Origin of the sequence: Rhodopila globiformis (assembly GCF_002937115.1) — a bacterium.
Taxonomy (GTDB): Bacteria; Pseudomonadota; Alphaproteobacteria; order Acetobacterales; family Acetobacteraceae; genus Rhodopila; species Rhodopila globiformis.
On record NZ_NHRY01000254.1, the window covers coordinates 1 to 26,122 of the forward strand.

The window sequence follows — 26,122 nt, forward strand, 5'->3', positions numbered from 1 at the left end:
TGGGAGGCGTGGGGGCGTGACGGCTGGGTGAGGCTGGCAGGCGGTGGACTGAGCGGGCCTGGCGCGGCGGTGCGTTGGTTGCCTTGGCTTTGGGCTTCCTGTCCCGGGGACGAGTCCGCTGCGACGGCTGCGGGGCGGGGCGGTGCCTCAGCGGCGGGGACAGCCTGGTTGATGGCGTATTTTTGTTCGCACAGAGATGGACTGAGGGACGTGGAGGGCCGCAGGGGATCAGGGGGATGTCGCGCGGGCTGGTGTCGTCGTGGCAGGCCGGCTGGTTGATCCGGCTGGGGGGCGATGGCTGGGGCACTCAACCCATCGGCCGCCTCCGAAAGCGGAGTGCAGTCAAATTGGCTTTTTGACGCAGTCCCCCAGCCCGCCCGCGGGCACCACGATGGGGCCCGTGCGGAACCGGGCTCGCAATGGCCGGAAGCGGATTTCCTTTGGGATAATGAACTGGTCAACAGCGAGTCCTGTACAAGTCGGCTAGGGACAGCGGCGAAAGGCAGGAGTCTTTCACTGGATCAACGCAACAAGCAGGGAATCAGCCGATATGACACAAGTCGAAGCAACCACGTCGCATGCCCTGGAACTGTCCCCGGAGGATCTCGACAAGATCTCCGGAGGAAAGCCGAAGGTGGACCTCACGATCGGCGTCTCGACTCCGATCAACACCACCACCGGCCAGGTAACCGTGCAGCCGTCGGTGGGAATTACAATTCACTTCTAAACGTTCTTGCCGGGTAGCGATCAGTGTGGCCAGTCGAGCCTCGGGCGTTGACTTGTTTGAAGCCAGTGCGGCGGGCGGGTTGCCTTGCCTGGAATCCGATGCCTGGAAACCGGTGTTCAAGGCAATACGCTGCCGCAAAGATGCAAGCCAGGTCGACAATCGACAGGTGGCCGGCCGCCTTGATTGCCGCCCTGTGGGTAAATGGCCGGTCGTGGGCAATGCAAAGCGGCCGGCTGGCTTCCATTGCACAATCATATGGATCGCAACAACGTGGAGCAAAGGAACAGACAACATGTCCCAGGTGGAGCCCGCCTCGTCGCCCCGGATCGAACGCGCGAAGAAGCGCGAGCTTGAAGCGCCGTTGACACTGTCCGCCGAGGAACTCGAAGCAGTCGCCGGCGGAATGGCCCTTTCGGTGGCCCTGATCGACCGCAACACAGGCGCGACCCTCGGAGCGGTACCGCCGCCGCCGCCGCCGCCGCCCGTCTCGGCGAAGATGTAGTTGCATCCATCATCAGTGGCAAGCGCCACTGATGATGGCCGGCGCTCTGAAATCGGAAAATGGAAGCGTCACATGCAGAAGAACACTGTCGCACCGCCGCGGATAGATTGCCCGAGTGTGCAGGCGACGGCCGAGGGTGCGCAAATTTACGGTGTCGTCACCGGCAGCCCCGAGGCCCGGCGCGTGGCGTATCTGACCCGCCTCCGGCCGGTCACGCCAGAGCTTCTTGCGCTGACAGGGGCGGCAAAACCGGCCGAAATCTATCGGGCCGCCGCCCCGTGCATGAACGGAGGCTGCCGGCACTTCGCCGGGAACACCTGCACGCTGGCGGAGCGCATGGTCGCATTGATGGAGCCGGTGGTGGGCGCGCTGCCACAGTGCCGCATCAGGCGCACCTGCCGCTGGTTCCGTCAGGAAGGCAAGGCCGCGTGCCTGCGCTGCCCGCAGGTCGTTACGGAACGACGCGCCGCATCGGACCTCGAGCTGAGCGTTGCCGGCGAAACCCCTGGCTGAGAGTCTGAAAATCAATCGGCTTTCTGGCCGATTCTAGAAACTGATGCGATATTTCCCAGGAGGTTATGGCAAACCGCAGGCCGGTTGAGACGAACGTGCCGGATCGGCAGCGACAGGCTGCGGCGTTGGCGGCCGATCGGCGATGTCGTACTGGCGGAAAATCCGCGGATTTCACTACGGAGTTGGCCAGCCGGCGGCGCCGGCACCGCTACGGCGGAAAAGAGGCGAGAGGTCCGTTGCCCTTCCGATAGAGGTCGGGAAGTTTCCTTCCTGCCCGGTTTGATGAGCGGGGAGGGGAAAAAGGGTCGCACCAGCGATACCGCGCCTCTCCTCGACTCTACCGGCGAATTCTTCGTCAGATGAAACAAATATCGGCCTTTGGCCCGTCGCACGTTCAGAATACGCCCGCTTGCCCCGCAGCTCGCCTCGCATGGCCGTCGGCTCGCCCCGGAAGTCGCCGCGGAGCGTCCGGCAACCGGCGACGGATCATCACGGCGGCGATCCCTGGCAGTCATCCCCGCCCGGAAGCAGGTCCCGCAATCCATCGATAGACTCATCCAGCGCGCCATCAAGCTGGCGGTGCATGAAGGTCTGGAACGGACCCAGGTCATTCGTCAGCGACGCATGCGCCAGGGCATCGAGATACAGCTTCCGGTCCTCCGGCCGCACCGACACCGCAACATACCCGTTGCGCACCAGCAGCAGGTTCATCAGCAGCCGCGCGGCGCGGCCGTTAGCATCGCGGAACGGCGAGATCGCGGTCAGGCGAAAATGCGCGTCGAATGCGGCCATCGGCGTGGCCTCGGTGCGGTCGAGCTGACGGCACAGGTCGCCCATCATCTCGGGAATGCTCAGCGGATTCGGGAACGCCGCCAGCGGCTGGGCATCCGGGATGTGGCCGGGGCGCGCGCGGTCGGGGGCATAAACGCCGGCGATGTCGGGGTCGCTGTGCGCGACGATGCGCCGGTGCAGCTCGCGGATCACCGCCTCGGTCACCGGGATCGGCTGCGCGGCCTGCCGGCGCATCCACAGCACGGCATCGTGATGGCCGATGGCCTCCAGGTGCGGCTTCAGGCGCTTGCGGTTGATGGTGGCGCCGGCGCCGATGACCTCGGCGGTTTCCTGAAAGGTCAGCGGATTGCCCTCCAGCGCGTTGGAGGTGTAGGTCAGTTCGATGTCGGATTCCTTCTGCAGTTCCACCACGGCGGCGGGCGACAGCGGTCGCAACCGGTCGAGAAGCTGCTTCTTGTGCGCAATGGACTGCAGAAGCGCGTGCATGCGGGCCTAGACTTCCTCCACGTGATCGACGCCCGGCAGCGATTTCAGCGCCTGCGCCAGTCGCGGGGTGACATTGTATCCGCCTGGCAACGCAATTTCCACATCCTGTTCCGCATCGATCCGCGGCACCAATGTGACGCGGCCGCGGCCGCCGTGCTCGCGCGCCAGCACGTCGCGGATGTGCGGCACGGCGGCGGTTTCATGTAGCCAGACCCGGATGGAGGCCCCGACGGCGGCGGCGGCCTTGTCCAGCGGCGTGACGTTCAGCGCGGTGATTCGCACGGAATCGCCGTCCTTCTTCAGTTCGGCGTCGACCAGCACGTTCGATCCGGAGGTCAGCATCTCGCGCGCGCGGTTCAGCACCTCGCTGAAGCAGGTGACCTCGATCGAGCCGGCGGCATCCGAGACCCGCACCCAGGCCATGCGGCTGCCGGTGCGGGTGATACGTTCCTTGACAGCAACGACGGTGCCGGCGATTTTCACCTTGCCGACGCCGGCACTGGCGCGCGCCTCGACGTGCACCGTCTGAGTGACGCCGAGGCGTCTCAGCGCCTGGGCGTAGGTGTCCAGCGGATGCGCGGTCAGGTGGAAGCCGACGGCCTCGGCCTCGAACGCCAGGCGCTCCAGCGGCGGCCAATCGGGAACGTCCGGCAGGCGCAACGGCTCCGGCTTGCTGGCGGCGCCGCCAAAAAGGCCGATCTGGCCGGAGGATTTCTCTTCCTGGGTGGCCTGGGCGCGGCGCAGGATGGTTTCGGCGGCGGCGAAGATGCGGGCGCGGTTGTTGTCGATCGCGTCGAACACGCCGGCGCGCACCAGGTTCTCGATCTGCATCCGGTTAAGCTGCTTCGGGTCCACGCGCGCTGCAAAATCCGCGAGGCCGGTGAAGGGTTTTTCGCCACGCGCCGCGGCCACCGCTTCCATCGCGGAATAACCCACCTTCTTGATCGCGGCGAGCGCGTAACGGATCGCCAGGCGGCCGTCCTCCAGCCGCTCGACCGAGAAATCAGCGCCGGACCGGTTGATGTCGGGCGGCAGGATCTTGATCCCGCCGCGCTCGGCTTCCTGCTTCAGCGACGCCAGCCGATCGGTGTTGTTGATGCCCAGGCTCATGCAGGCGGCGAGGAACACTTCGGGATGGTTCGCCTTCAGCCAGGCGGTCTGGTAGGCGACCAGGGCGTAGGCGGCGGCGTGCGACTTGTTGAAGCCGTAGTCGGCGAATTTCGCCATCAGGTCGAAGACTTCCTTGGCCTTCGCCGGATCGACGCCGTGCTTGATCGCGCCCTCGGTGAAGATCGCGCGCTGTGCCTCCATTTCGGCGGCGATCTTCTTGCCCATGGCGCGGCGCAGCAGGTCCGCGCCGCCCAGGCTGTAGCCAGCCATCGTCTGGGCGATCTGCATCACCTGTTCCTGGTAGACCATGATGCCGTAGGTCTCGGACAGGATGTCGTGGATCATCGGGTGCGGCGGTTCCCACGCCTCGCCCTGCTTGCGCCGGCAATAGTCGGGGATGTTGGCCATCGGGCCGGGACGGTACAGCGCCACGGCGGCGATCAGGTCCTCGATCCGGTCGGGCTTCATCTGCCGCAGGCAGTCGCGCATGCCCTGGCCTTCGAACTGGAACACCCCGCCGGCGTCGCCCTTCTGCAGCATCTCGTAGGTTTTCGGGTCGTCCAGCGGCAGGTGCGCGAGGTCCACGGGCGTGCCGAGCCCTTCCAGGAAGTTCTCCGCGCGGCGCAGGATGGTCAGCGTGGTCAGGCCGAGGAAGTCGAACTTCACCAGGCCCGCCTGCTCGACGTACTTCATCGAGTACTGCGTGACCAGGAAGTCGGATTTCGGATCGCGGTACAGCGGCACCAGTTCCATCAGCGGCCGGTCGCCGATGACAACGCCGGCGGCGTGGGTGGAGGCGTGGCGGTACAGGCCCTCGACCCGCAGGGCGATTTCGATCAGGCGGGCGATGCCTTCGTCCTCGTCGCGCAGCGCCTGCAGCCGCGGCTCGCCGTCCACGGCCTGCTGCAAGGTCACCGGCTTGGCGGGGTTGTTCGGGATCAGCTCGGCCACCTTGTTGACCTGGCCGAACGGCAGGCCGAGCACGCGGCCGACGTCGCGCACCGCGGCGCGGGCCTGGAGCTTACCGAACGTAATGATCTGCGCCACCCGGTCGCCACCGTATTCGTTGCGGACGTAATCGATGACCTTGTCGCGGCCTTCCTGGCAGAAGTCGATATCGAAGTCCGGCATCGACACGCGCTCAGGGTTAAGAAAGCGCTCGAACAGCAGGCTGAAGCGCAGCGGGTCGAGGTCGGTGATGGTCAGCGCCCAGGCGGCAACCGACCCGGCGCCCGAGCCACGGCCTGGTCCCACCGGAATACCCTGCGCCTTGGACCACTGGATGAAGTCCGCGACAATCAGGAAGTAGCCGGAGAAGCCCATCTTGGCGATGATGGACATCTCGTATTCCAGCCGCTTGGCGTAGGTCGCGCGGGTTTCCGCGTCGGCGCCCATCGCGTCCAGGCGGCGCTGCAGGCCTTCCACCGCCATGGCGCGGACGGTTTCCTCCTCGGTGGCGCCTTCGCGCACCTTTGGGCAGACCGGCAGCAGCGGCTTGCGGGTTTCCGCCATCACCGCGCAGCGGCGGGCGATGGCCAGGGTGTTGTCGCACGCCTCCGGCAGGTCCGCGAACAAAGCGCGCATGTCGGCGGCGGGCTTGAACCAGTGCTCGGGCGTGACACGGCGGCGGTCGGGTTCGGCGAGCGTGCGGCCCTCGGCGATGCACAGCAGGGCGTCGTGTGCCTCGTGCATGTCGGGGGTGGCGAAGTAGCAGTCGTTGGTGGCGACCAGCGGGATGTCGCGCGCGTCGGCCAGGCTGATCAGGCCGGGCTCGATGGCGGCCTCGACGGGCAGGCCGTGGCGGTGCAGTTCCTGGATGGTGCGGCCGGGGAATGCCTCGGCCATGGCGTCCAGCAGGCGGTCCGCCTCCGGCTTCTGCCCCTCGGCCAGCAGCCGGCCGATCGGCCCGGTGGTGCCGCCGGTCAGCAGCAGCAGGCCCTGGGCGTGGGCGGCGACCCGGTCGAACGGCAGTTGCGGCTTCAGGGCGGGGTCGGTGTCGAGGAAGCCGAACGAGGACAGGCGCTGCAGGTTGGCGATGCCGGCGGCATCCTGCGCCAGCAGCACGACCGGGTCCGGCGGCAGGCGGGGGTTGTCGGCGCGCGTCAGCGACACCTGGCAGCCGATGATCGGCTGCACCCCCTTGCCGGAGCAGTACTGGGAAAATTCCAGCGCGCCGAACAGGTTGCCGGTGTCGGTGATCGCCGCCGCCGGCATGGCGCCGGCCTTGGCCAGGGCCGCGATCTTGTCGGCGCGGATCGCCCCCTCGCTGAGCGAATAGGCGGAATGGGTGCGGAGATGGACGAAATCGGCGTGCGGCATTTCGGCAGGCTACCAGATGCCGCCGAGTCTGGGCAGGATCGGATTGCGGCGGTGCGAACCGAGTGGTATATTTTGACCAGTCGGATCGACCAGTTGAAAGGTGCCGCCGTCATGCGCGAAGTCCAGGCCTCCGAGGCCAAGACCCATCTGCTCCAGTTGCTCGACCACGTCGAGCACGGGGAGACGATCGTCATTACCCGTCATGGTAAGCGAATTGCGCACCTTGTTCCGGATGCCGAGAGGCGACGGACCGACGCAGCCGCTGCGGTTGCGGAGATCAAGGCATTGCGCAAGGGAAACCCCAAGATCACGGTTGAGGAGTTGCTGTCGATGCGGGATGAAGGTCGACGATAGGCCATGGCTTTCGTCGTCGATGCGTCCGTATCGGCTTGTTGGGCTTTGGACGATGAAGACCACGTCACCGCGACTGCGGCTTTGGACCGGTCGAAGACCGACGGCATCATCGTCCCCAGCCTCTGGTGGTTTGAAATCCGCAATCTTCTCGTCGTGGCCGAGCGTCGGAAGCGCTTTACGGCCGCGAAGACAAACACGTTTCTGCGCTCGCTGAAGCGACTTGATCTCTCAATCGACAACTCGCCCAGTAACGAGGCCGTCATGGATCTGGCGCGTCGACACGGCCTGACCGTTTATGACAGCGGTTATCTTGAACTGGCTTTGCGGTACGGTCTGCCACTGGCGACTTTGGACAAGAAGCTTGCGGCAGCGGCCGCGCACGAAGGCACCGCTTTGATTGTATAAAATTGGCGGTTCCGATAAGAAAATCCAGGACTCGGCAAATGGCCGTATCCGCGGTCGTTGCCTTCAACGCCTGCGATATGGCTTTCCGTAGCCGGAGTGCAACAACGCCCTTGGAAAAACTGGAACGATATCGGCAATAATGGCCGGCTCTTGAAAGACGGAGACATCCATGCCGCGCATGACCACCGGCGAAGCCGTCATCGCCTCGCTGATCGCACACGGGATCGACACGTTGTTCGCCCTGCCGGGGGTGCACAACGACCCGCTGTTCGACGCCGCGCACAAGTCGTCCGACCGGATTCGCGTCATCCATCCGCGGCATGAGCAGACCGCCGCCTACATGGCGCTCGGCGCCGCGCTGGTCACCGGCAAGCCGCAGGTGTTCGCGGTGGTGCCGGGACCGGGCATCCTGAACGCCTCCGCCGCGCTGCTGCTGGCCTATGGCATGTGCGCGCCGGTGCTGGCGATCGCCGGGCAGATCCCGTCCTTCGCCATCGACCACGGCCACGGCCACCTGCACGAGATCCACGACCAGATCGGCCTGCTGCGCCACATCACGAAACAGGCCGCGCGCATCCGCTCGCCGCAGGAGGCATCGGCCCGGGTGGCGCAGGCGATCGCCGCGGCGACGACCGGACGGACCGGGCCGGTGGCGCTGGAATGCGCCATCGACACCTGGGCGCAGGCGGCCGAGGTCGCGCTGGCGCCGCCCATCGCCACCCCGCCGGACATCCCGGACCCGGAGGCCATCCGGACGGCGGCGGACATCCTGTGCCGGGCGAAGCGCCCGCTGATCGTCTGCGGCGGCGGCGCGCTGGACGCCGGGCCGGAGGTGCTGGCGATCGCCGAGCGGCTGCAGGCCCCGGTCTCGTCGTTCCGGCGGGGCAGGGGGGTGATCCCGACCGGCCATCCACTGGCGGTGTCGTTCACCGAAGGCCACGGCCTGTGGAAGACCGCCGACGCGGTGCTGGCGGTGGGCACGCGGCTGTACTGGCAACAGGCGAACTGGGGCGTGGACGAGGCGCTGCCGATCATACGGGTGGATGCAGACCCGGAGGCGATCGGGCGGTTCCGGCCGCCGGCGGTGGGGTTGCTCGGCGACGCCGCGGTGGTCCTGCGGGCGCTGGAAGCGGAACTGATGGCGCGCAGCCATGCCGGGCAGCCGACTCCGGCGCTGCCGGCCGTCCAGGCGGCATTCGCCGAGCGGCTGGCGCGGCACGAGCCGCCGATGAGCTTCCTCCGCGCGATCCGCGCCGCCCTGCCGCCGGACGGCATCTATGTGGAGGAGGTCACCCAGGTCGGCTTTGCCAGCCGGCTCGCCCTGCCGGTGCACGCGCCGCGGACGTTTCTTTCCCCCGGCTACCAGGACACGCTCGGCTGGGGCTACGGCACGGCACTGGGCGCGCAGGCCGCGGCGCCGGGGCGCAAGGTGGTGTTGGCGACGGGCGACGGCGGCTTCCTGTTCCAGGCGGGCGAACTCGCCACTGCCATGCACCACCGGCTGCCGGTGGTGGTCGTGGTGTTCGACGACGGCGCCTTCGGCAACGTCCGCCGCATCCAGGCGCAGCAATACGGCAACCGGCTGATCGCCAGCGACCTGACCAATCCCGACTTCGTGAAGTTCGCCGAGAGCTTCGGCATGGCGGCGTTCCGCGCCAAGACGCCCGAGGCGCTGGAGGAAGCCCTGCTCCAGGCCTTCGCCCTGGATGCGCCGGCCCTGGTGCACGTGCCGGTGGGCGAGATGCCAAGCCCCTGGGACATGATCCTGTTGCCGCGCATCCGCGGTCCGGCCGGACGGCCGCCGCTGCCCTGAGCGCTTGACGGCTGCCTCGGCGCCCCACCTTGATAGCAGGGGAGCAGAGGAAACGCGGCCATGACCGAAATCACCCACCGCTTCATCGACACCAACGCCATCCGCATGCACATCGCCGAGGCGGGCTCCGGCCCGCTGGTGCTGCTGTGCCACGGCTTTCCGGAGTCCTGGTACTCCTGGCGCCACCAGCTCGGCGCCCTGGCGGCGGCCGGCTTCCATGCCGTGGCGCCGGACATGCGCGGCTACGGCCAGACCGCCGCTCCGGACGAGATCGACCAGTACACGCTGCTGCACCTCGTCGGCGACATGGTCGGCCTGCTGGATGCGCTCGGCGCGGCGACGGCGGTGATCGCCGGGCACGACTGGGGCGCCCCGGTCGCCTGGCACGCGGCGCTGCTGCGGCCGGACCGGTTCCCGGCGGTGATTGGCCTCAGCGTGCCCTACCGCCCGCGCGGGCAGGTGCGGCCGACGACGGTCATGCCGCAGACCGAGGATGCGGTGTTCTACCAGCTGCACTTCCAGACCCCGGGCGTCGCGGAAGCGGAGTTCGAGCACGATGTCCGCGCCTCGATCCAGGGCACGCTGGTGCGGTTGTCCGGCGACGCCCCGCCCGGCACGCCCGCCTTCAGCATGGTGCCGCGCGTCGGCGGCCTGCGGGCGCGCGGGTATGCGCCGCTGCCGGCGACCCTGCCGGGGTGGCTGACCGAGGCCGACATCGACTATTACACCGGCGAGTTCAGCCGCACCGGGTTCCGTGGCGGCCTGAACTGGTACCGCAACATCGACCGCAACTGGGAGCTTCTCGCCCCGTTCGCTGGCGCCAGGGTCACCGTCCCCGCCCTGTATGTCGCCGGCGAGCGCGACCTGGTGCTGGCGTTTCCCGGGGCCAGGGACCTGGTCGCCAACCTGACGGCCTTCGTGCCGCATCTGCGCCAGACCATCATCCTGCCGGGCTGCGGCCACTGGACGCAACAGGAGCGCCCGGAGGCGGTGAACGCGGCAATGATCGATTTTCTGCGCGGGCTGTAGAGCGGATGGCGCTGACCGAGGACCGCGCGGCGCGCTTCGCCACGATCGCCCTTGGCCATGTCACGCGGGAGTATCCGCACGCGCTGACCCATGTGCTGGACGGACCGGGCGACGTGCAGACTCCGCGCAGCCTGCATCCGATCTTCTACGGCAGCTTCGACTGGCACTCCTGCGTGCATGCCACCTGGATGCTGGCGCGGCTGCTGCATCTGTATCCGGCCATGCCGCCCGCTGCCGGCATCCGGGCGCTGTTCGACGCACAGATCACCGCGAACGCAGTGGCGGCCGAATGCGCCTATCTGCTGCGTCCCGCGGCGCGCGGGTTCGAGCGGCCCTACGGCTGGGCCTGGTTCCTGAAGCTCGCTGAGGCGATGCGGCAGTTCCCGGATCAACCGTGGTCCGGCACGCTGGCGCCGCTGACCGCGGTCTTCGTCGGCCGGTTCATTGATTTCCTGCCGAAGGCGACCTACCCGGTGCGCGTCGGCACGCATACCAACACCGCTTTCGCCCTGGCGCTGGCGCACGACCATGCCGACGACGACCTGCGCGCCCTGTTCCGCCGCACGGCCGAGCGCTGGTATGGCGCCGATGCCGGCTGCCAGGCCTGGGAACCGGCGGGCGACGAGTTCCTCTCGCCGGCGCTGATCGAAGCGGAATGCATGCGCCGCCTGCTGCCGGCCGATCGCTTCCTGCCCTGGTTCGACCGCTTCCTGCCGGACATTGCGCAGCGGCGGCCTGCGGCCCTGTTCGTGCCGGCCAGCGTGAGCGACCGCAGCGACGGCAAGATCGCGCATCTCGACGGGCTGAACCTGAGCCGCGCCTGGTGCTGGCGGTCCCTGGCACAGGCGCTGCCGGCGGACGACGCCCGGCGGCCGGTGATGCTGCAGGCCGCGGCGGTGCACCTGGAGGCCGGGCTGCCGCATGTCGCCGGTGACTACATGGGTGAGCACTGGCTCGCCAGTTTCGCGGTGCTGGCGCTGGATGCCTGACCGGGCAGGCCGCTCTCCAAGTTACAGCAGACCGCAGGTCGGTTGGGACGCACAGGTGGCCTGTCCTCACCGCCATGGCCGGGCGTGTCCCTACGGGATGCACACATCTCGGAAACGGTCCGCCGCTGCGTTTCCCTTTCGTCATGGCCCGGCTTGTTCGGGCCACCTATTCCAGCACGTGTGCCGCGACAGGTGGCCCGGACGAGCCGGGCCATGACGATGAGGGAGCGCCGTTGCCCTGTCCCAACCGACCTGCGGTCTGCTGTAGCGCTTATGCGGCTCGTCCGGGCCATGACGACGGGGGTCGCGGCCGGCCGGCGGGATTTCCCCGTCCCGGGCATAAATCCAATGCGGTGAGCCACGATTATCATCAGCGCCGGCTGAGCCACCTATCGATCCATCAAAGCGCCGCTTTTGCGACTTGAATGGATACAGACAGATGACCAGACGCCTGTTCACCGTAAAGAATTTGATCCGAGCCGCCCTGACCGCTTTCAGCCTGACCCATATGGGCATCGCCCATGCGCAGGTCGCGAACCAGGCCGATATCACGATCGTCAGCTTCGTTGCCGCCTCGCCTGTCCGTTAAGGGTCCCCTTCCATGACCTTTCGCGAGGCGGCAACCTCTGACCGCTGTCCCCTCGCGTCTCAGGCCTGTTCGGTCGGCCCGAGGTTCAGGAACAACTCCTGCGACAAGTCATCGAGCGGTTGTTCGGGAAGCTGGCCGAACATGAAGGCGTTGCTCTCGCGGGCCAGGGCCGCATGGCAGTGCTCGCAGACAAAAACCGTGCGCTGATCATCGTGCGGGATGCCCAGCATGGCTTCGCCGACGGCGAAGGGCGATTCCGGAACCGGATCGTCCAGGTCGAGCTCTCCTGACAGAAACAGTGGGTGAAGATCAGCCGGGTCAGGATAGAGATGACTGGAAGGCATTTCAGTCTCCATGTGGATACGGACGCCTGACGCTCCCTGAGGCGCAGCAATGACATATGGCCTCATTGCGACGCAGCATTTTTTTCGTGGTGGCAGCCATGTGATCTTTTCAAAGGCTACCAACCGGTGTCCGGCCGGAACGGACGCGCACCGGCCTGTGTCTCGCGCACGGTTTCATTCGTCTCCGGTCGCCTCGCGCATCGCCGGGGCCGACAGGCTTGCGTTGTGGTGAAGCCCGGGCTGGTCGCGCGCCGGCAGGCGACAGGTGCCGGAGAGACGTTCGGCTTCCGGGCCTGTCGCCCTATCGCGGCAGCGCGCCGGCGGCCTGCATCAATATGGCGGCGGCGTCGCGGGCCTGCAGCGCGCCGGCTGGGTCATTTCTGATAAGCATTGACACGATAGCGCCTTCCAGCAGCAGCGCGATGTGGCCGGACAGCGCCTCGGGCTCGCCCGCGCCGGCCCGGGCGAGCAGGGCGGCGATGTGGCGGCGGCGCTGTTCCTTGTAATCGGCGGCAATGGCGCGGGCGGTTTTGCAGTCCTCGGCCAGTTCCGTGACGGCGTTGACGAAGGGGCAGCCGCGGAAGTCGCCGGCGGCGAAGCGGGCGTGCAACTGGTCGAACAGCGCCAGCACCTGCTGCGCGGGCGGGGCGTCGGATGGCGGCAGCGGCCGGATGCGCTGGCGCAGATAGGCCGCGACCAGCGCTTCTTTCGATGGAAACGTATCGTACAGCGAGCGCTTGCTGATCCCGGCCTCGGCGGCGACCGCATCCACTCCGACCGCGCGAATTCCCTTCCGGTAAAACAGCCGATCGGCTGCGGCCAGGATGCGATCGGCCATGGGCAGGCGGCGTGTCACGCGGATCAGTCCCTCGATGCGCGGTGGGATTTTAACTTGCGCAGGGCGGGTGCGCATCCCACCTTGCATTCCACACAGATCGGTGTGGAAAAGCCGATTGGCAAGAGGAGAGGATGCCATGGATGTCGTTTCGACGCTGCCGCAGGTGAGCGGGGCGGTTGTCTACCTGGCGAAGAGTGCGGAGCGGCCGCACACGTATACCTATGACCCACCGGCCGGGGTGGCGAAGAGCAACATCGTCGGCGAGCCGCATACCGTGCCGATCTTCGACATGCGGCCGATTGCCGATGGGCTGAATTTGGATGTGCAGGGATTTGCCCTGGTCGATGCGCCGACGTCGGTGCGGGATTTCTATGACCAGGCGGAACTGCGGGACGTCTATTATCGGGAAGCCGAGGACCTGGTGAAGCAGGCGACGGGCGCGAGCCGCGTGGTGGTGTTCGACCGCACGATCCGCCGGCGGGAACACGGGGTGGAGGACCGCACCCCCGGCACGCCCCGGCAGCCAGTGACGCGGATTCATGGCGACTACACCGAGGTTTCCGGCCCGCAGCGGGTGCGCGACCTGATGGGCACGGAGGCGGACGAGCTGCTGACGCGGCGCTTCGCCGTCGTCAACGTGTGGCGGCCGATCCGCGGGCCTTTGTGGGATGCGCCGCTGGCGGTGTGCGATGCACAGTCGGTGGCGGCGGGGGACCTGGTGGCGCAGGACCTGATCTATCGCGACCGGACGGGCGAGATCTACGGGCTGACGTACAATCCGGCACACCGCTGGTACTACGCGCCGGCGATGCGGGCGGATGAGGCGTTGTTGCTGAAGTGCTATGACTCGAAGACCGACGGGCGGGCGCGGTTCATGCCGCATACGTCGTTCGCGGACCCGAACGCGCCCGCGGATGCGCTGCCGCGGGAGAGCGTCGAGTTGCGGACGCTGGCTTTCTTTGATGATTGAGAGAGCAGGACCGGTTTGAGCAAGTAAGGATTGGAACCACAGATGAACGCAGATGCACACAGATAAATTTTTATGGCGGGACGCGCGGAACCACCTCGACGCAAATCCTATCTGTGTGCATCTGCGTGCATCTGTGGTTCCTTTTCCTGCTTGCGCACATCCAGGCTACGGCCTCACCCAGAACGTATTCGTCGCCCCAGCAACAAACCCCTGCTTCTGGTAAAGCGTCACCGCAGCCGTGTTGTCACGCACGACCTGCAGGCCGATCCAATCAACCCCCTGCTGGCCGGTCCAATGGGTCAACGCCTGCAGCACCGCGTTCGCCGCCCCTTGCCGCTGCGCCCGGGCGCTGGTGGCAACGCACTCGATCACCGCGCAGCCGTGGCCGATGACGCACAACGCCGTGGAAACGACCGCACATCCATCGCGATAGGCGAAGAACGCGTGCGGGGCGCGGATGTGGCGGATGATCTCGACGTTCACCACGCGGCGGTTCTGGGTGATGGCGTCCAGGTAGACCCCCAGCCATTCCTCGGACGGGTGGTCGTGGATTTCGACATCCGCGGGCATCTCGCTGCCGGGCTGCGGGTGGCGGAACATGGTCAGCGTCGGCTCGCCGTGCCGGTAGCCGCGGCGCTGCAGCACGTCCTTCAGCCCGGGCGGGGACGTTTCATCGAAGGTCTGGAATCGGGTGACCGCGCTGATGGCGTGGTAGCGGGCTTCGACCTCCCGCACCGCGTGCTCGACGTCCGTGCCGGTGAAATCGACGGTCGAGACCGAGTTGGCGCGCTGCGACCCGCCGCCGGACGACCGCCACAGCCAGCCGTCGATGTTTGCCGTGTTCAGCGCCGGCCAGGCCAGCACATGCGCACGCTCCATCCGCACGCGATCGAGATGGGTGATCCGCATTCATAACGCTCCAGACCTTGCCAGCCCGGATAGGCTGTCTCAGGATTGTCGCAATCATAGCAGGAGACAGTCCTTATGCCGAGATTTGATGTGGTTATTCGTGGCGGAACCGTGGTGGACGGCACCGGCAGCGCCCCGCGTGAGGCGGATGTCGGGATTATCGGCAACCGGATTGCCGCCGTGGGCACGGTCGGCGGCGGCGGGGCGGAGGAAATCGACGCCAGGGGCAAGCTGGTCACGCCCGGATTCGTCGACATCCACACCCATTATGACGCCCAGGCGGTGTGGGACAGCCACATGTCGCCATCATCGTCTCACGGCGTCACCACCGCGGTGATGGGCAATTGCGGCGTCGGCTTCGCCCCCTGCAAGCCCGCGGACCGCGAGCGGCTGATCGAACTGATGGAGGGCGTCGAGGACATCCCCGGCGCGGTGATGCACGAGGGGCTGCACTGGGAGTGGGAATCGTTCCCCGAGTACCTCGACGCGCTCGACCGCCGGCCGCGCGACATCGACGTCTGCGCGCTGCTGCCGCATGCGGCGGTGCGGGTGAACGTGATGGGGGACCGGGCGATCGCGCTGGAGAACGCCAACCAGGCGGACATCGCGCAGATGCGCGAGATCGCGCGGGAGGCGATGCAGGCGGGCGCGTTCGGCTTCTCGACCTCGCGCACGCTGTCGCACAAGACGCTGCGCGGCGACCCGACTCCGACGCTGCGGGCGCAGGAGGATGAATTGCGCGGCATCGCACTGGGCATGAAGGATGCCGGATCGGGGATGCTGGAGATGGTGTCGGAATGGGCGCCGGACCATCACGCCGAGTTCGCCATGCTGCGCCGGGTGGTGGAGGCGTCGGAGCGGCCGGCCGTGTTCACGCTGACGCAGCGGCACTCGCGGCCGGAGGTGTGGCGGGACCTGCTGCGCCATGCCGACAAGGCGGCGGCGGATGGTTTGCCGATCCGGCCGGTGGTGGCGCCGCGGGCGATTGGCGTGCTGCTGGGGCTGGCGGGGAGCCAGAACCCGTTCTCCGGCACGCCTTCATATAAGGAGATTGCCCTCCTGCCGGTGGCCGAGCGGGCGCGGCGGATGCAGGACCCGGCGGTGCGGGCGCGCATCCTGAACGAGGACCCGGCGGCGGGCAGCACCTTCCCGCTGTTTCACCGCATGTCGTACGAGTTCATGTTCCGCTTCGGCAATCCGCCGAACTACCAGCCCCGGATGGAGGACAGCATCGCCGCGATCGCCGCGCGGGAGGGGCGGAGCGCGCCCGAGGTCGCCTATGACATGCTGGTGGAGGACGACGGCGGCAACTTCATCTACCACCCGCTGGGCAACTACGCTTACGGCGATCTGTCGATGCCGGAGACGGTGCTGGACAACCGCAACTGCATCATGGGCCTAGGCGATGGCGGGGCGCATGTCGCGTTCATCCTGGATGCCGGCTACCAGACCTGGCTGCTGACACACTGGGGGCGGGAGACGCGGCGGTGGGACGTGGCGGAATTGATCCGGCGGCTGACCTCGGACACGGCGGCGGCAGCCGGATTGCATGACCGCGGCGTGCTGGCGGTGGGGAAGAAGGCGGATGTCAACGTGATCGACTGGGATCGCCTGGGATCTGGGGCACCGTATGTCGTCAACGACCTGCCGGCCGGCGGCAAGCGGCTGCTGCAGAAGGTCAGCGGGTATGAGGCGACGCTGGTCTCGGGGCGGGTGACGTTCCGCGGTGGCGAGGCGACGGGTGCGCTGCCCGGGCGACTGGTGCGCGGGCCGCAGATGGCGCTGGCGGCGTAGGGGGACCGCGGCGTTTTCGACCAGAGCGGGGCCCTTGCACTTTCGTCATGGCCAGGCTTGTCCCTACGGGATGCACACATCTCGGAAACGGTCCGCCGCTGCGTTTCCCTTTCGTCATGCCCCGGCTTGTCCGGGCCACCTATTGCCCCAGGGAGAACCCCCGGCTCTGCCGGGGTGGCTGTCAGAGTTCAACATTTCCGGGAGTATGTTCTTGGCCGTTTGGGCGCGCATCGCTTGCGTCTGTGCAGCGGCACTCTCTTGCGCCAGGGCCGGTTGCGAAAAGGCCCCTTTGAGGGGCCAGCAACCGTAAAGCCTTCGGCTCTGCCGGAGGATATTTACTCCAGCACTTGTGCCGCGACAGGTGGCCCGGACAAGCCGGGCCATGACGATGGGGGAACGCTCTTGGCGCCCAGGCAAGCACTTGATTTTACGGTCATTTCCGACTCTTTTCCAGGATATGTGCATTGCGTAGGGCTTGTCCCAGCCATCTACCCCAGCCACCGAAGCAGGGATAGGTGGACCAGGCCCCATTGGCACTGGAGCAGACCGCGGGTCAGTTGGGACAGGGCACCCTCATCGTCATGGCCGGCGCAGGCTGGCCATGACGATGAAGGAACGCCGTCGTCTCGTCCCAGCCGACCTGGATCTGCTGTAGCGCCCATGGGCACAAGCCCCGGCCGTGACGGTGGGGTCCTGGCGGATCACTTGCGGCCAAAGGCATCCAGCGCGGCCCGCAGCTCCGGATGCGCAACCGCATGCTCCGCCACCGGGATCCCGGCGGCGATTGCCTCCCACGCCTGGCGGATGCTGGCGGCACCCGCGGCCGGCCCCATCGGGTGCCCGAAAACCCCGCGCCCGGGGACGAAGCCGAAGTCGGTGCAGCCGACCTTACGGTAAACCCCCTCCAGCGTCGCCGCCGAATCGCTGCCACCGGGCACCGGCAAACACGGCGCGATCCGCCCCATCGGCTCCAGGCAGGCGCGCACGCAGTCCAGCACCTCCTGCTCGGGAGTCATCATGCGCGGGCCGAAACCGGGCATAATCACGACGTCGAACCCGGCCAGCCGCTGCAGCCGGGTCAGCACCCGCGAATGCACGCCATAGCCGGCCAGGCGGCTGAACGCGGCGATGAACGGGAAATGCGCGATCAGCGGCACCTTGGCGTGGCGGCGCAGCATCCGCACGCCGCTCAGGCCGACTGGCATGGCGTTGACCAGCAGGGCGTTGGCGCCTTTTGCCACCGCGAGGTCATGCAACTCCACCAGGCGATCGACCTCGTCGGTGATGTTGGCGAGGTAGATCTTCGGCACCCCGGTTTCCTCCTCGGCACGGCGGCGCGCCTCGCCCAGGGCGGCGGCGCGGTCCGCCAGCGGACACCACGGGATGTCGGCGAGCATCTCGTCGTCCTTGGCGATGTCGAGCCCGCCCAGCCAGCTCTGGTAGCCGAGCTCGGCGAAAGGCTCGGCCGGCAGCCCGATATTCGGCTTGATGACGCCAAAGAAGATCGGCCGATCATAGGCCTGCAGCCGGTCGCGCAGGCCGACGATGCCGAACTGCGGCCCCTGGAAGGCGGACAGGAAGGAGTCCGGGAAGCGAATGTCCTGCAGCCGGATCAGCGGGATGCCGGGGGCGAAGAACACGCCCTCGCCCAGCACCGCCGAGATCAGGTTGGGCAGGCGCGGGCCGAAATTGCCGTGCGGGTGGGCGATGGTGACGCGGCAGGCGTGCACCGGGCCACGCACGGCGCACTCTACCGGGATGCTGAAGCCGGACGGGCGGGGCTGCGACTCCAGGTCCAGCACCTTGGCGGCGAAGCGGGGGCGGAAATCCTCGTCGATGCCGACGCGGCGCCATTGTGCGGTGGATTGCTCGCTGCACAGGTGCGCCGCCGCCTCGCGCGGGTCGCCGGCGCACTCGAAGGTGAAGTCGAGCTCGATGTAGTCATCGAGATCAAGGTCGGTGCGCCGGGCGTGGAAGCCGGCGATGTCGTCCGGTGTCATGCGTTCAATCGTTTCCCAGGAGCTGCAGGTCGAGTCCCCGTCGCGGGCGCGGCCCGTCGAGCTCGATGAAGAAGATCGACTGCCACTCGCCCAGCATCGGCGCGCCGGCCGCCACCGGGATGGTCTCGGCGGTGTTCATGAACAGGCCGAGCAGGTGGGAATGGGCGTTGTCGCGGCCGTCGAGCGGGGCGAGGTTGTGCAGGTAGTCGCCGTCGCGCGGGACCAGGCGCTTGAGGAAGGTGACCATGTCGCGCTGCAGCTGCGCCTCGCGCTCGTTGACGTTGACCCGGGCGGTGGTGTGGGCCGAGATCAGGGTCAGCAGCCCGTCGGTGATGCCGCTTTGCGCGACCCAGGCGCGAACCGGGTCGGTGATGTCAATGATCTGGATCGGCTCGGCGGTTGCGAACTCGAGCCGGTAGCGGAGGATCTTCACGGCGGACACCTGCGGGTAGCGGACCCGGGGGGTCCGGGATCGGGGATGATTAGGTATCGTTTGGGCGCTGGCGTGGCAAACACCAAGATGGGGAACCGGCGACTCGGGATGCGGGCACGGTTCGCCTCGCCGGGCGGGTCGCCATCGGCGCCGGGAGCGCGCGGCGACGACTACGTTCGGCGGCGCGCTGCGCATGCGCCGCGTTCATGCCGCATCGATCGGGCGAAACCACCCGGACTGATTGTCCAGGCGGACGAGCCAAGGGTCAAGCAGGCATATTATTTCGCGTATCGAAATAATGCCGATCGCACGGGTGAGGACTTGATCCGATTGGGCGGCCGGTCGCCCGGTATATGTTGTTACTCAGATATTGTTGCTTCTTTCAGAGATATTCTTTGATTGACGTGCCGGCAGCCATTGCCGTTTGTTGCTGATGATTTCTTAACAATTTTTCTGGCGTTTACTGGCCGTGGATAGTACGTACCGATTTCTGTCTCGCTCCCCGCAAGGTTTCGCGGCACATCGCATGAGCCCGGCGCTATCATCCTTGGCAACATCCCGTCATCTGCGACTGCAGACTCTTTTCCAGTGTGGGCGGCGCTTCCGGTGGATGCGCGCCGTTCGCCTGCGGCTGCCGGTGACGGCGGTCCTGCTTCCCACGGCGATCCTGTTCGCAGCCGCAAGCCCGCATCTGCTGCCGCCCGGCTACGCGCGGCTGGCGCTGCCTCTGCTCGCGATCGCGGCGACTGCGCTGATCGCGGAACTGGTGGTCACCCTGCCATGGGGACGGCCCGTCGAGGCCGAGGCTGAAGAAGCGCCGGATGCCGGTCCGGCCGGCAGCGATGCCGTTCCGATCCCAAATCAGGCTGACGCCGCGCCGGCGCTGACCGAACTGCGCTACCGCGCCTTCTTCGACCACGCGGAAGACAGCCTGTGCGATATCGAAATCACGCCGGACGGCCGCTTCCTCTGCCTTGATATCAATCCGCATGCCGAAGCGGTCATCGGCAAGACCGCGGCCTCGATCCGCGGGCAGACGCCGGAGCAGATCCTGGGGCCGGAGGCGGGTGGGCGGATCGCCGCGGCGCTGCGGCGCTGCGTGGCACAGAACGGCCTGCGCTACGAGGAAATCTGGCAGACGGTCCGTGGCCCCCGGCTGACCGACACGATCATGGTGCCGCTGCGGGCGCCGGATGCGCCGTCCGGGCCGTATGCGCGCATCCTGTGCAGCATCCGCGACATCACCGACCGCCGCCAGTTGGAGACCCAGGTCGCGCAGGGGCAACGGCTCCAGGCCCTGGGGCAGCTGGCCGGCGGCATCGCGCATGACTTCAACAACGTGCTGCAGGCGGTCGAGGGCGCCGTGTCGCTGATCGAGCGCCGGGCCGGGGATGCCGAGTCGGTCCGGCGGCTGGCGCGCAGCGTGCTGGATGCCGCCGCGCGCGGATCGTCCATCACCCGCCGGCTGCTGACCTTCACCCGCGGCAACGAACTGCGGTCCGAGGCGTTCGGCGCGGCCGAGCTGGTCCGTGGGCTGCGGGAAGTGCTGGCCTCGACGCTGGAGGCCAACATCGCGGTGCGGATCGACCTGCCTGAGGATCTGCCCCTGGTCCAGGCCGACAAGAGCCTGGTCGAGACTGCGCTGGTCAACCTGGCGACCAACGCGCGCGACGCCATGCCGCGCGGCGGCACGCTGACGCTGGGCGCCTGGGCGGAAACCGTCGATGACGAAGCCCAGGCACCGCCGCCGCTGCGGCCCGGCGCCTATGTCCGCTTCGAGGTCAGCGACACCGGGCACGGGATGGACGCGGCGACGCTGGCGCACGCGACCGAGCCGTTCTTCACCACCAAGCCGCGCGGGCAGGGCACCGGCCTGGGCCTGTCCATCGCCCGCGGCTTCGCCGAGCAGTCCGGCGGCGCGCTGGCCATTGCCTCGGTGCGCGGGCAGGGCACGACGATCTCGATCTGGCTGCCGCAGGCACGGGCGGCGGGCGGCGCCGCACGAGCGGATGGCCCGGAAGCGGCCGAACCGCCGGCGCCCGCCGATGGTCGGCGCGTGCTGGTGGTGGACGACGATCCGCTGGTGTGCGAGACGGTCAGCGAGACGCTGCAGACGGCGGGCTATGTCGCCCTGTGCGCCGGGGACGCCGAGGCCGCCTTGCCGATGCTCCGGCGGACCGGGGAGGTTGACCTGCTGCTGACCGACTTCTCGATGCCCGGGATGAATGGCGTCGACCTGATCAAGGAAGCCCAGCGGCTGAATCCCGGGCTGCCGGCCATCGTGATGACCGGGTATGCCGGGGATGTGGAGGGCCTGTCCAGCGAGGCGACAGCGCATACCCGCTTCGTCCTGCTGCGCAAGCCGGTCTCGGCGCGGGCGCTGTTCGCCCAGCTCGCGACGCTGCTGCCGGAACCGGCGGCGCCGATGCGCTGACCGTGACCCTGGAGCAGGCCGATCGGCGGGTGGTTTCGTTGCGGGATGGGCGGGGCCGCCGGCGGCCGCGGCATGGGGCGCCGCGATGCCGCCGGGTGCTGCTGGCCATCGGCGCGGACGGGCGCGAGGCGTGGCGATCCCTGCTGCTGGCCGCCGGGCACCTTGTGGTCACGGTTGATGACGCCGAGGCCGCGCTGGACGCGCTGGCGGAGGACGCGTTCGACGTGTGCCTGCTGGACCTTGCGCTGCCGGAAGCGCTGGAGTCCGCCAGGCTGTACCGCTTCCTGTCGCTGGGCGACACGCCGGTGCCGCTTGTCGGGCTGACGGAGCGGATCGACGGGACGGCGGCGTGGCCTGGCGGGGCGCTGCGCGGCTGCCTGCCGCGCGACGGCGGCGCGGCCGCGCTGGCGGCGCTGGGATCGCTGCTGCCGGACCTGTTCCGCGCGGGTCCGGACCCGGGCGAGCCGATCCAGGTCGTCAGCTTTGCGACTTGGCGGCAGGCGCGGACGCCGCCGGGGTGAGGCGCCCGGAGCCGCGGGGCGCGCCATACCCCCCTCCTCATGGCCCGGCTTGTCCCTACGCAATGCACACATCTCGGAAACGGTCCGCCGCTGCGTTTCCCTTTCGTCATGGCCCGGCTCGTTCGGGCCACCTATTCCAGCACGTATGCCGCGACAGGTGGCCTGGACAAGCCGGGCCATGACGATGAAGACAGGCCGTCTGCGTCCCAACTAACCTGCGGTCTGCTGTAGCGCCCATGCGGACAAGCCGGGCCATGACGATCAGGGAAAGGCCGTTCTCCAACCGTCGCCCTATCCTGATACGCATGGGGACACGTCCGGCCATCACGAAGGGGAACGGCCTGGCCGTTGCCGTCAGGCGGTGGCGTCCAGCGCGGCGGGCAGGCGGCGGCTGCGGCGCTCCTGCGCGGCGGCGAGGCGTTCCATCTTGCGCACGTCGGCCTCGGTCAGCTGCAGCGCGGCCTCGACCCAGATGTCCACGACGTCCTGCAGTTCGGCATGGGTGACGGCCTGGACGCGGCGGCGGGCGCGGTAGAAGGCGACGTGGGCGTTGTGGCGGCGGCGCTTCTGGGCGATCAGGTCGCGCACCGCGGCTTCACCACAGCCGCTTTCGACCAGCAGGTCGACGGCGCCGAGGCGGTGCAACTCCTCGGCGGTGATGACGTCGCCGGAGAGGATCAGGCGCTCGGCCTCGACCGCGCCGATACGGCGGGACAGCAGGCTGAAGGCGCCCATGCCGGGGAACAGGTTGAACAGGATCTCCGGGAAGCCGAAGCGGGCACCTTTCTCGGCGACGATGATGTCGAACGACAGCGCGGCCTCGAACCCGCCGCCGAGCGCGTCGCCCTGGATCAGCGCGATGGTCACAACCGGCTGGTCGTAGGCCTGGAGGTTGGCGTACAGCGACGCGACGGTGGCGTAGGCGTAGCGGCGCAGGCTGGTGTCGTTTTTTGCCCGGATGCAGGCGGCGAAATGCGCCAGGTCGCCGCCGAGGTTGAACACGCCCGGGGTGCGCGAGGCCATGACGAAAAAACGGAACGGAGGCGCAGCGGGATCGTTTTGCTGTCGGAAGTTGTGGCGGAAGCCGTCCTGCATCGCGCCGAGGTCGCGCAGCATGTCGAGGGTGAAGCTGGGGCGGCCCTTGGGCTGCATGTGGCACCAGCACGCCTCGGTGGCGGGGTCGATCGTGACGTCGATTGTACTGAAGCTGGTCTGCGGGGCGGCGAGTGGCGAGGGGGCTTCTGACGTCGAGGCGCAGTATTCGCCGGACACGATACTATCGAGCGAGCCGGACTGGATAACCGAGCGGCGAAGCGCCAGGGCGTTCATATGGACCGTCACATCAACCTCCGTTGCTGCGCCACGCGGTGGCCTGCCGGCGGCTCTGGGGTCAGAGCGCCGCGCGATCATCGCCCGGGGCAGGCAGGGAAAAGAGCCAGGCCGTGCGATGACGACCAACTGGCGGCAGGGTAGGGGTGGGGTTACTCACAAACAAGTGAAAATTATGGATGCGGGTTCACGATTGGTTTCAGGGTGGAATATTATGGTGCCGATAGAAATAATTCGTTTCTGGCACATCAATGCCCTGTGGTGCAGGTTCTGGTCCCTGCATCCAACGAAACGGTGCAGGCGCCGCGCGATCGGGCAGGGCGTTGCGCCGGGATTGGTGTTGACTGGCGGAACGAAACCGCCGGCATTCCAGTCCGGATAGCCGCCCTGGCGAGCAGTGCGCCTGACGGGTTCAATCTGGTATCGCATCGGTCAGGCGGATGGCTTGTGGCACCCGCGGCCAGGCGGTTCAGGCCGGGAGGCCGCCGGCGTCAAGGAGGCGCCAATCCTGGACTGGCTCCGCGTCGCCATGCGGCTGCGGCACCTCGAGCAAATCGCCGGCGGTCTCCCGGCGGATGATCCGCCACGGGCGGCGAAGGCGGTGATCGTCACGGAGATCGACCGGCTGCACTGGCGGCTGTGGAACGGCAAAGCCCCATGCGTATCAGGATAGGGCGTCCGGCGGAGCAAGGTCTTCTCCCTCACCGTCATGGCCGGGCGTGTCCCGGCCATCTATCCCCCGCTGTCGAAGCGCAGATGGCCCGGACACGCCCGGCCATGACGGTGAGGCAACGGACCGGGTGCCAAATCCTTCTCCAACAGCCGCCCTATCCTGATAGCCATGCGGCAAAGCCAGGGACGCGCCGATCGGCAGCGATCGCGCCCGTGCGGGGATGCATCATTTTCGGGGCGAACAAGCTTGACGGAAGCCAGGCCCGGGGTTGTCCCAGTCAGCGAATCTGCACGCCGGAACCGCCCGCCGGATCGTCGCCGACGGGGGCGCCCGCCGCCGCCCCGCGCCAGAACGCCCCGAAGACACCGGCTTTGGTCCATTCCTGGAAGCGCCGGTGCGCTGACGAGCAGATCCGCGTCTCCTTCAGCGCATTCCATTGGCAGCCGGAACGCAGCACCAAGAAGATCGCATCCATGGCCGAGCGGTCGGGCACACGCGGATGGCGGCAACCCAGCTTGTGCCCGGGCCGCGGCGGCAGGCCAACGGGCATTCCCAATGCCGGTTGGCCCAACTTCCCGGGCGGCCCGCGGCCGCCCGTCCCACGCACGCAGCGTGCCGCCGCTACGCCGCCGCCCGCCGCAGCGCGATGTAATCGACGCAGCGCCGCACCGCCCTGTCCGCCGGAGCCAGGGCCGCCGCCCTGTGCGCCGCCGCTTCCGCCGCCGCCAGATCCCCACCCTGCAGATGCAGCTCCGCCAGCAGCTTATGCCCGGCCATCTCATGCGGCCGCCGCGCCACCGCCTTCTCCGCCCAGGCCAGCGCCGCCGCGTGGTCACCCCTGCGCGCCAGGCATTCGCTCATCCGGCGCATGAGGCCCGTATCCGCGGGCGCCAGGTCCAGGGCCTTGTGCAGCACCGCCTCGGCCTGCGGCAGGTCCCCGCAGCGCAGATACAGCGTGTGCAGATGATTGTAGCCGCCCGGATCCAGCGGACGCGTCGCCACCGCATGATTGGCCCAGTCAAAGGCCACGGCAATCTCGTCACGCTGCCACAGGATGTCGCTCAGCCGCAGCATCAGGAATGTGTCGTTTGGCAGTTGTTCCACGCCCCGTGCCATGGCCGCGACGGCGCCATTGACGTCGCCGCTGCGCAGGCAGACCTGCGCGAGCTGATTGTAGCCATGCGGATCATGCGGCCTGCCGGCGATCGCACGCTCGGCCCACGACAGGGCGGCGGCCGAGTCACCCTGCTGCGAGGCAACATCGCTGAGCCGCCGCATCAGCCGGGCATCGTCCGGGGTCAGTTCCAGCGCGCGCTCCAGCGCCTGCCGTGCCGCCGGCAGATCGCGGTTGTGCAAATATAATGACGCCAGGACATCACAGGCTGCCGGATCCCGTGGCCGCAGCGACTCGATGCGCCGGTGATGGTCCAGCGCCTGTTCCGTCTCGCCCCGCCGCGTCGCGACATCGACCATGTTGCGCAGCACCTGGAAATCCTCCGGCGCAAGCGCGAACGCTTCCCGCAGGCTGGTTTCCGCCGCCGCCAGGTCGGACTGCATGATCGACAGGCGGGCGCGATGCAGATGGTTCGCGGCCTGGTCGGGCTGCATCGCAATCGCCGAATCGGCCAACTCGAAGGCGCGCGCCGTATCCCCCTGGTGGAAGACAAGCTCGCTCAGGCGGCGGACATGTCCCGCATCCGCCGGGGCGCGTTCGTGCGCCTGGCGCTGTGCCGCCACCGCCGCCGCCCAGTCCCCGTTGATCTGGTGCACCAGGCCGAGGTTGAAATAGCTGACAGGATGATCCGGCGCCGCCTCGATCGCCCGCTGCGCCCATTCCAGCGCTCCGGCCATGTCGCCCCGCCGTGCCGCCACCTCGCTCATGCGGCGCAGCAGCCCGGCGTCATCGGGCGCGATGGCCAGCGCCTGCGCCGCCGCCTCGGCGGCCGCGGCCAGGTTGTTCTGCTCCTGGTACAGCTGGATCATCCGGTGGCGCAGGCCGAGATCCCCCGGCTTCGCCTCGATCGCCTTCTCCAGCCACGCCACCGCCGCATCATATTGCCCGCGCCATGCGGCGATATCGGCGCGCACGTGCAGCAACCCGGGATCCGCCGGATTGAAATCGAGCGCGAACCGGACCACCCGCTCCGCGTCGTCCAGGTCGCCCTGCCTCAGCCTCTCCCGCGCCGCGCGCACGGCGTCCTGCGGCCGAGTCGGATCGGCCAGGGTCTCCAGAATATCCGCCATTGTCG

Annotated in this window: 23 protein-coding genes and 1 pseudogene; 14 read left to right on the forward strand and 10 right to left on the reverse strand. The window is 68.0% G+C overall.

The window, feature by feature from the left end:
• Positions 1-550: 550 nt before the first annotated feature.
• The 3 genes from CCS01_RS33980 to CCS01_RS26590 all read left to right on the forward strand — a co-directional run bounded on the left by CCS01_RS33980 (position 551) and on the right by CCS01_RS26590 (position 1,742).
• Positions 551-727 carry a hypothetical protein gene (locus tag CCS01_RS33980; RefSeq protein WP_158258617.1) on the forward strand — a complete coding sequence of 59 codons (177 nt, stop codon included), beginning with the start codon at positions 551-553 and terminating at the stop codon, positions 725-727.
• 52 nt (positions 728-779) lie between these two features.
• Positions 780-1,229 (forward strand): hypothetical protein, encoded by a 450-nt coding sequence (locus CCS01_RS33230; protein ID WP_146101977.1) that lies wholly within the window; start codon positions 780-782, stop codon positions 1,227-1,229.
• Positions 1,230-1,301: 72 nt separating this feature from the next.
• Positions 1,302-1,742, forward strand: coding sequence for a hypothetical protein (locus CCS01_RS26590; protein WP_104521793.1), 441 nt, complete (start codon positions 1,302-1,304; stop codon positions 1,740-1,742).
• Between the two features lie 489 nt (positions 1,743-2,231).
• Here CCS01_RS26590 and CCS01_RS26595 read toward each other — a convergent pair whose 3' ends face one another.
• Positions 2,232-3,020 (reverse strand): Fic family protein, encoded by a 789-nt coding sequence (locus CCS01_RS26595; protein ID WP_104521794.1) that lies wholly within the window; start codon positions 3,018-3,020, stop codon positions 2,232-2,234.
• Between the two features lie 6 nt (positions 3,021-3,026).
• A complete protein-coding gene (gene dnaE, locus CCS01_RS26600; protein WP_104521795.1) occupies positions 3,027-6,449 on the reverse strand; it encodes a DNA polymerase III subunit alpha in 3,423 nt (1,140 codons plus the stop codon).
• Between dnaE and CCS01_RS35490 the strand changes: the two genes are divergently transcribed.
• From CCS01_RS35490 to CCS01_RS33985, 6 genes are all read left to right on the forward strand, one after another.
• A complete protein-coding gene (locus CCS01_RS35490) occupies positions 6,426-6,803 on the forward strand; it encodes a type II toxin-antitoxin system Phd/YefM family antitoxin (protein ID WP_239992413.1) in 378 nt (125 codons plus the stop codon). The genes dnaE and CCS01_RS35490 overlap by 24 nt on opposite strands.
• Before the next feature lie 3 nt (positions 6,804-6,806).
• The gene (locus CCS01_RS26610) at positions 6,807-7,208 is read left to right on the forward strand and encodes a type II toxin-antitoxin system VapC family toxin (RefSeq protein ID WP_104521796.1); all 402 of its coding nucleotides are present in this window, start codon (positions 6,807-6,809) and stop codon (positions 7,206-7,208) included.
• Positions 7,209-7,377: 169 nt separating this feature from the next.
• The gene (locus tag CCS01_RS26615; protein ID WP_104521797.1) at positions 7,378-9,021 is read left to right on the forward strand and encodes a thiamine pyrophosphate-dependent enzyme; all 1,644 of its coding nucleotides are present in this window, start codon (positions 7,378-7,380) and stop codon (positions 9,019-9,021) included.
• Between the two features lie 60 nt (positions 9,022-9,081).
• On the forward strand, positions 9,082-10,050 hold the full coding sequence (locus tag CCS01_RS26620; RefSeq protein ID WP_104521798.1) for an alpha/beta fold hydrolase: 969 nt from the start codon (positions 9,082-9,084) through the stop codon (positions 10,048-10,050).
• Between the two features lie 5 nt (positions 10,051-10,055).
• Positions 10,056-11,039 (forward strand): DUF2891 domain-containing protein, encoded by a 984-nt coding sequence (locus CCS01_RS26625; protein WP_104521799.1) that lies wholly within the window; start codon positions 10,056-10,058, stop codon positions 11,037-11,039.
• Positions 11,040-11,478: 439 nt separating this feature from the next.
• Positions 11,479-11,628 carry a hypothetical protein gene (locus CCS01_RS33985; RefSeq protein WP_158258618.1) on the forward strand — a complete coding sequence of 50 codons (150 nt, stop codon included), beginning with the start codon at positions 11,479-11,481 and terminating at the stop codon, positions 11,626-11,628.
• A 59-nt stretch (positions 11,629-11,687) separates the two neighbouring features.
• On the opposite strand, the gene CCS01_RS26630 is transcribed toward CCS01_RS33985, so the two are convergent.
• Together CCS01_RS26630 and CCS01_RS26635 are read right to left on the reverse strand one after the other, a co-directional pair.
• Entirely contained in the window at positions 11,688-11,984 is a 297-nt protein-coding gene (locus CCS01_RS26630; RefSeq protein ID WP_146101978.1) for a hypothetical protein, read from the reverse strand.
• Between the two features lie 289 nt (positions 11,985-12,273).
• On the reverse strand, positions 12,274-12,885 hold the full coding sequence (locus CCS01_RS26635) for a TetR/AcrR family transcriptional regulator (RefSeq protein ID WP_204848445.1): 612 nt from the start codon (positions 12,883-12,885) through the stop codon (positions 12,274-12,276).
• 61 nt (positions 12,886-12,946) lie between these two features.
• Here CCS01_RS26635 and CCS01_RS26640 point away from each other — a divergent pair, with 61 nt between their 5' ends.
• Positions 12,947-13,780, forward strand: a complete 834-nt coding sequence (locus CCS01_RS26640; protein ID WP_104521801.1) for a CmcJ/NvfI family oxidoreductase — start codon at positions 12,947-12,949, stop codon at positions 13,778-13,780.
• A 165-nt stretch (positions 13,781-13,945) separates the two neighbouring features.
• Here CCS01_RS26640 and CCS01_RS26645 read toward each other — a convergent pair whose 3' ends face one another.
• Positions 13,946-14,689 carry a GNAT family N-acetyltransferase gene (locus CCS01_RS26645; RefSeq protein WP_104521802.1) on the reverse strand — a complete coding sequence of 248 codons (744 nt, stop codon included), beginning with the start codon at positions 14,687-14,689 and terminating at the stop codon, positions 13,946-13,948.
• A gap of 75 nt (positions 14,690-14,764) precedes the next feature.
• On the opposite strand from CCS01_RS26645, the gene CCS01_RS26650 reads away from it, so the two are divergent.
• A complete protein-coding gene (locus tag CCS01_RS26650; RefSeq protein ID WP_104521803.1) occupies positions 14,765-16,483 on the forward strand; it encodes an N-acyl-D-amino-acid deacylase family protein in 1,719 nt (572 codons plus the stop codon).
• Positions 16,484-17,184: 701 nt separating this feature from the next.
• Here the strand turns inward: CCS01_RS26650 and CCS01_RS26655 are convergent.
• Positions 17,185-18,483, reverse strand: coding sequence for a RuBisCO large subunit C-terminal-like domain-containing protein (locus CCS01_RS26655; protein WP_104521804.1), 1,299 nt, complete (start codon positions 18,481-18,483; stop codon positions 17,185-17,187).
• 4 nt (positions 18,484-18,487) lie between these two features.
• Positions 18,488-18,916: a secondary thiamine-phosphate synthase enzyme YjbQ gene (locus tag CCS01_RS26660; RefSeq protein WP_104521872.1), complete on the reverse strand. Its 429-nt coding sequence runs from the start codon at positions 18,914-18,916 to the stop codon at positions 18,488-18,490.
• A gap of 610 nt (positions 18,917-19,526) precedes the next feature.
• Here CCS01_RS26660 and CCS01_RS26665 point away from each other — a divergent pair.
• Together CCS01_RS26665 and CCS01_RS26670 are read left to right on the forward strand one after the other, a co-directional pair.
• A complete protein-coding gene (locus CCS01_RS26665) occupies positions 19,527-21,350 on the forward strand; it encodes an ATP-binding protein (protein WP_158258619.1) in 1,824 nt (607 codons plus the stop codon).
• A gap of 2 nt (positions 21,351-21,352) precedes the next feature.
• A complete protein-coding gene (locus tag CCS01_RS26670; RefSeq protein WP_104521806.1) occupies positions 21,353-21,871 on the forward strand; it encodes a response regulator in 519 nt (172 codons plus the stop codon).
• Between the two features lie 354 nt (positions 21,872-22,225).
• Here the strand turns inward: CCS01_RS26670 and CCS01_RS26675 are convergent, their stop codons facing one another.
• The gene (locus CCS01_RS26675; RefSeq protein WP_158258620.1) at positions 22,226-23,212 is read right to left on the reverse strand and encodes a crotonase/enoyl-CoA hydratase family protein; all 987 of its coding nucleotides are present in this window, start codon (positions 23,210-23,212) and stop codon (positions 22,226-22,228) included.
• A gap of 433 nt (positions 23,213-23,645) precedes the next feature.
• Here CCS01_RS26675 and CCS01_RS26680 point away from each other — a divergent pair, with 433 nt between their 5' ends.
• Positions 23,646-23,873 carry a hypothetical protein gene (locus CCS01_RS26680; protein ID WP_146101979.1) on the forward strand — a complete coding sequence of 76 codons (228 nt, stop codon included), beginning with the start codon at positions 23,646-23,648 and terminating at the stop codon, positions 23,871-23,873.
• 343 nt (positions 23,874-24,216) lie between these two features.
• Here CCS01_RS26680 and CCS01_RS26685 read toward each other — a convergent pair.
• A pseudogene (locus CCS01_RS26685) lies at positions 24,217-24,423 on the reverse strand (transposase); the annotation flags it as partial.
• 71 nt (positions 24,424-24,494) lie between these two features.
• Positions 24,495-26,117, reverse strand: a complete 1,623-nt coding sequence (locus CCS01_RS26690) for a tetratricopeptide repeat protein (protein WP_104521809.1) — start codon at positions 26,115-26,117, stop codon at positions 24,495-24,497.
• Between the last annotated feature and the right edge of the window lie 5 nt (positions 26,118-26,122).